Genomic DNA, 5,095 nt, shown 5'->3' on the forward strand with positions numbered 1-5,095 from the left:
CTTCCGAGCAGGCGCCCGATCAGTATTCCGACAAGCAGCGCGCCGACGACGCTCGACGTCGGATGTTGCGAAATGTTCTTCTCTGCTTCCTCAAAGAACCCGGTGACCTCGTCCGCGAGCGCGCGCAAGTCGGCGTGCCATTCTTCGCCTTCGGCTGTGTGGTCATCTTCGGCTGTGTGGACCGGTTCGGCACCGGTGGCAACATTGTCTGTCGGGGCGGCTGCGGCCGCTCGCTGCTGTTGCAATAGCGCCACCGCCTCTTGCAGCGATTTCAACTCGCGGGAGATTACGGCATCTGTGCTCACGTCGTTACCTTCCCAAAGTGACCTCGCCCGAATTCAGGTCGATGAGTTGGATTTGGTCTGCGCACCGCCCTTCAGGGCATCGCCGGCCTTTTGATTTGCTCGATCGAATGCTTGGCGCGATTCGGCCAGCGCCGCGCTCAGCGCCGCCCAGGATTCTCCTCCCGCCTGATTCAGCTTATGCAGCCGCGCCTCGGCCTCCGCGGCGCCCGCCTTCATCTTGATTACCGCCGCGTCGATGTCAGCGCGCCTCGCGGTCACGGCCTTCCCAGCTTCGTTGTGGAATACCTCGGCCGTGTCGCGCCAAGCCTTAGCCTGTGCTGCGGCAGCCTGCAGGAATGTAGCCTTTTGCTGCTCCGCCTGTTTGCCGACCGTCTCGAAATACGTGTTGACCTCGGTCTCGAAACGTCGCCACTGCGACTCCAACTTGGCTGTGTTCTCGCGGACAGCAGCTTGTCCTGCTTTTGCTTGGGCCTTCGCGGCGGCCTCAAATTCGTCGCGCCGCTTCCTGAGGTCGGCGACAATTCGATCGGCATCGGCCTTCGAGTCGACCTTCACTTGGCCCACCTTGGCTTCCAGCGATGCCAAGATGGCGTCCATCTCGTCGATCCGTTGCTTGGTCCAGTTCAGATAGGCATGCATGCTGCTCTGATCCGACATCATTGCCTCCATTTTGCCGGAAAGATGCGCTCGTTCGCCGGCGATGAAACTGGTATGTCCTCAGGCGGCCGATCCCTTGGGTCCGGCCGCCTGAGGTTCCGGTTGATCTCACGCAGCCAGCGCTTCCCTGGTGAGTGCCCACGCCTGCTTCAGCTTGCCAGAGCGGGTCTCAAAATCCGCCCGCAGCGCGGCGATGCGTTGGTTGATCTTTTGTTTGGCCTCAGCTTGCGCGGCGGCGCGCTGCTTCTCGAGCTCAGCGATCTTGGCGTTCAGTTCCGTCTCGATTGTTTCGAGCCGGGTCTGGAGCCGCTTCTCCGCTTGATTGATGTCCGATTTCGCCTGGTCCAGCTTCGCCTTGAGTCGTGCCTTGGCATCTGCATTTGCCTGGGCATACTCGGCCTGCAGCTCCTGCAGCTCGGCCCTGCGCGCGGCAAGCTCCTTGGCGATCTGCTCATCCTCGAAATCGGCGCGCCAGGTCCGCATCACCGTGCCCCCCAAGGCTTCCATGCGCGTGTCCAACGGCGTGGTCCAGTTCTCGGTCACTTCGGCAACGACCGCCGTTTTGCCTGCTTCCAGCATCGTCTTCGAGACCTTCCAGATGAAATCCTCGCCGACGCCGTAATTGAACAGGTCCGTCATGCTTCCGACGAGTGTGCCGCCCGTCATACCGACGAGCACGCCAGCCGGACCGCCGACCAGGCCGATAAGGCCGCCGACCAAGGCGCCCACTGCAGTGCCAAGGGGGCCCTCGTCAGCAGTCTGCTTGACCCCGAAATGGCCTTCGGCGTCTTTCGCGATCACGGCCATCCCGTAGAGCGTCAGACTTCCTTCGGCATGAAGCTCCTGCAGCGCGCGAGTGGCCTCGTAGGCTTTCGCCTCGGTTGGAAACACGATGACAACGAATTTGCTCATGACTTCGCCTCCGTCTGGGAAAATATTCTTGAGTTGCTCTCCGATATGCCTGACGGTCGATGCACTTCAGGACAGCGGTGCCCATGGCCGTCAAAGGCAAGCATCCGGTGAGGGGAGGAATATACGTCTCCGGGGAGGGCGTTGCTTTGACCTGCGTCAACTCCGAGCAATCACGCATCCCAAGGGGTTGCAGGACGGAATGGCTGCGCCAAAATGAGTTTGGAAACGTGCGAGCACGCATCGTGGTCGCACCTGGGACGCGCTAAGACTCGAGCGCGGTCCTTTGCCGGATGTCCGGTTCAGCCAGATGTGTTTGCTAAGCGGACTGGCAGATGTCGGCCCCTTATCGGTCATTGGATTTGATAAAGGTGAACCTATTCCGATGGCAGCGATTGTCTGCCAATCGATTGCCCCTAGTCGCTATTGTTTCGTCCCGCTCTGGCGCGCCACGAAACAGGGTCAGCGATCCATCGATTGACATCGGATTCCCTCCAACCCGCCCCGTTTATGCTGATCTTGATCTGAGCCGGGAACGTGCCTTCGGCAATCTTGCGATAAAGGGTCGAGCGGGAGAGGCCGGTGCGGTCAAGGACGGTTCTGAGGCGTATGATGCGATGTGGTTCGGGCATAGCTCGCCTGCTTCTCAATGGTTGCTGCTGACCTCTACTAGGACAAACAGGCCGCACCATAGCTGGACGCAACCGGCTTTTTGCCTCATCCGCCTGTGGCGTGGAAACGGCGGCAAATCGGAGGGGCTCAGATACCGATTCCGCGCCCCCTGCCGATGCCATGGCTGAATGCGAGTTCCGCACCAAGGCGCCGGCCGGAATCAGTGTGAATGCCAAGCTCGCGTTTGCGGTTTGCCAACAGGGATTCAAGTTGAGGATCGCGTTCGAGGCTCTTGGCCATATCGGACATGGCCGAACGCGTTGACTTGTAGCCGGACATGTCGCCGGCCTGGTATCGCTCCTGGCTTGTCCGGTGTAGCTTCTGCCAGCGTTCCACAAAACGGTCTGCGCGGCGTTTCGGATCGGTATTCAGTCCGGTGCGGATTTCCGTCTCAAGCTGGAGAGCAAGCACAATGCGGTTGACGCGACCGACCGCCGCTTCGCGAACCAACTCGGGATTCTTGACATAGGCCGCTTCGGCATCGCGCCAGCCATGCGGCCGAACCTTCTCGAACGCGATGCGCGCGTCTCTCAACTCGCGCATTTGCTCAGGACCGCCCTCTCCGCTCGCGTTTCCGCTGCTCGTAACAGCGTCGAGTGCGCGTGCGTGGCGCACAAGCGCCTTCGTGCGAGCCCGACGCAACGCCGCTTCCGAGTCCCCCGGCGCATCCGCCTCGCGCTGCGCTCCCCTGGCGGAAGCTTCTCTTCCAAGTGCGGCATCGCCGTTTTGCGGTCGACCGTCTTCCCTTCCCGGCTGATGTCCACGGTCTTGTCCGGGCTCGGCGTCTGCGGGCAAGCGCAATCCATTGAGCAGCCCGCCGATCCTGTCGCGCAGCTTCTCCGGAACGACCCGGCGCACGATCTCGACCACACGCTGTCCGAAGCTAATTCCGCGGCGCTCGGCATAGCTCTGCGCCGGGTCGATCTGGTCGTAATCCGACGCCATATCCTTGGCGCGGTCGCGTGACAGCGCGCGGACAAGTCGTTCGCGGGTCACGAAGTCTTCGCTGCCATAATGCAGATCCATCCTGTCGCGATGCCGCGACAGGGCAACGTAGCTGCCGTGCGCATCCATGCCTGGCGTCGCCAGCACATGGGTGCGATCGACCGTCATGCCCTGCGCCTTGTGGATGGTCGCGGCATAGCCGTGGTCGATGTGGGCAAAGTCCTTCAGGTCAAAGCGCACAGACCTGCCGTCGTCGGTTTGAACCGTCATCGTCTGGACTCTGACCTCTTCGATCATGCCGAGCGTGCCGTTCTTGACGCCAAGCGACCGCTCGTTGCGCAGGAACATGACACGATCGCCGCTAGCGAAGGTCCTTGCACCGCGTTCGACATCCACCTGAACTTCTTCGCCGAGATCTCCAGCAGCGCGCATACGCTCGCGCGCTGCCTTGTTCAATGCACGGACTTCGTCGTTGGTGTGCGTGAGAATGATACGGCTCGCCTCAGGCTCTGCCCGCCTATCGCGGTCCCAGCGCTCGACAAGATCACTGCGCGCCTCCCCGCGCGTCGCAGCCTGGTGCACCATGCCTTGCTTGTCATAGGCGCCGATCGCAGCGCCGACCCTGCCTGTTGCCAGATCGCGCGTGGCGTTACGCTGCCAGTCTTCGCGCTGCCGGCGTACCTGACCGATCTCGACGCCGCCGTGGCGTTCGTGAATCGAACGGAATGCAGCACCCGCCTCTATGGCCTGCAACTGCTGTGGATCGCCAACCAGCACAACCTTTGCGCCGACGTTCCCAGCATGCGAGAGCACGCGCTCCAACTGGCGCGTGCCGACCATGCCGGCCTCGTCGATCACCAGGACATCCCGCGCCGTGAGCGGATCGCGGCCCTGTCCCCAGTTATGTTCCATGCTGGCGATGGTGCGCGACGGGATGCCGGAACCGCTTTCGAGATTCTCGGCCGCAATGCCGGAGAGTGCCGCGCCTCGGACCTCGTAGCCCGCCGCTGCCCACGCCTGGCGCGCCACGCCGAGCATCGCGCCCTTGCCGGTGCCGGCAAAACCGACAACGACATCAAGGCCGCGGCCGTCCGTGATGTGATCCAGTGCATCACTCTGCTCGACCGACAGTACAAGGCCGCGGTCCTTGCCAAGCGCCAGAGCCGTGCCACGATCCCGGTCACTCACCGCATGGTGTCCCTGCCCGGACATGCGTTCTGCCGCACGATACAGGCGCTGTTCCGTCTCGATCATTTGCCGTGTGGTGAAGCGGTCTTCGCCGCGTCCGTCCTTGCCGAGTTCGACAAGGTCGGGCGCGTTGCTTATGGCTCGCGTAACCTCGTTGAACTGCTCGATTCCGTCGCTGTGTCGATGCGCGAACTTCGCAATATCCTTTCGGGTAAAGGTCGATTGCTGATGCGTGATGGCATCCAGCGCCACTGATGGATTCGCGATGATGCGCGCGCCATTGTTGCGCGCGATCTCGCGGTGCAGTTCGGCGCGATCTGCTTCGATGTCGGCAGCGTCAAGCTCGCTACCCTCAATGCGTAGGGCAGGTGCTCCAATCTGTGTCTGCGGCTCCAAGGCAATGCCCTGCGCTTCGAGAC

5 protein-coding genes are annotated in these 5,095 nt (G+C 62.1%); all 5 read right to left on the bottom strand.

The features are described 5' to 3' along the window. Nucleotides 1–305: hypothetical protein (locus tag EOA23_RS31345; protein WP_145966536.1), on the bottom strand; the 305-nt coding region annotated here is incomplete at its 3' end. A 33-nt stretch (nucleotides 306–338) separates the two neighbouring features. After that, nucleotides 339–965, bottom strand: a complete 627-nt coding sequence (locus EOA23_RS31350; protein ID WP_348628602.1) for a hypothetical protein — start codon at nucleotides 963–965, stop codon at nucleotides 339–341. Nucleotides 966–1,070: 105 nt separating this feature from the next. Continuing rightward, entirely contained in the window at nucleotides 1,071–1,874 is an 804-nt protein-coding gene (locus EOA23_RS31355) for a DUF1269 domain-containing protein (RefSeq protein ID WP_127306962.1), read from the bottom strand. A 413-nt stretch (nucleotides 1,875–2,287) separates the two neighbouring features. Beyond that, nucleotides 2,288–2,503, bottom strand: coding sequence for an AlpA family phage regulatory protein (locus EOA23_RS31360; protein ID WP_127306963.1), 216 nt, complete (start codon nucleotides 2,501–2,503; stop codon nucleotides 2,288–2,290). Between the two features lie 127 nt (nucleotides 2,504–2,630). Then, nucleotides 2,631–5,095: Ti-type conjugative transfer relaxase TraA (gene traA / locus EOA23_RS31365; RefSeq protein ID WP_127306964.1), on the bottom strand; the 2,465-nt coding region annotated here is incomplete at its 5' end.

Origin of the sequence: Mesorhizobium sp. M2A.F.Ca.ET.042.01.1.1 (genome assembly GCF_003997405.1) — a bacterium.
Lineage (GTDB): Bacteria > Pseudomonadota > Alphaproteobacteria > Rhizobiales > Rhizobiaceae > Mesorhizobium.

Excerpts from the sequence above, each read along its gene's own strand:
- EOA23_RS31350 (WP_348628602.1), bottom strand. The coding sequence starts at position 965 with ATGATGTCGGATCAGAGCAGCATGCATGCCTATCTGAACTGGACCAAG.
- EOA23_RS31355 (WP_127306962.1), bottom strand. The coding sequence starts at position 1,874 with ATGAGCAAATTCGTTGTCATCGTGTTTCCAACCGAGGCGAAAGCCTAC.
- EOA23_RS31360 (WP_127306963.1), bottom strand. The coding sequence starts at position 2,503 with ATGCCCGAACCACATCGCATCATACGCCTCAGAACCGTCCTTGACCGC.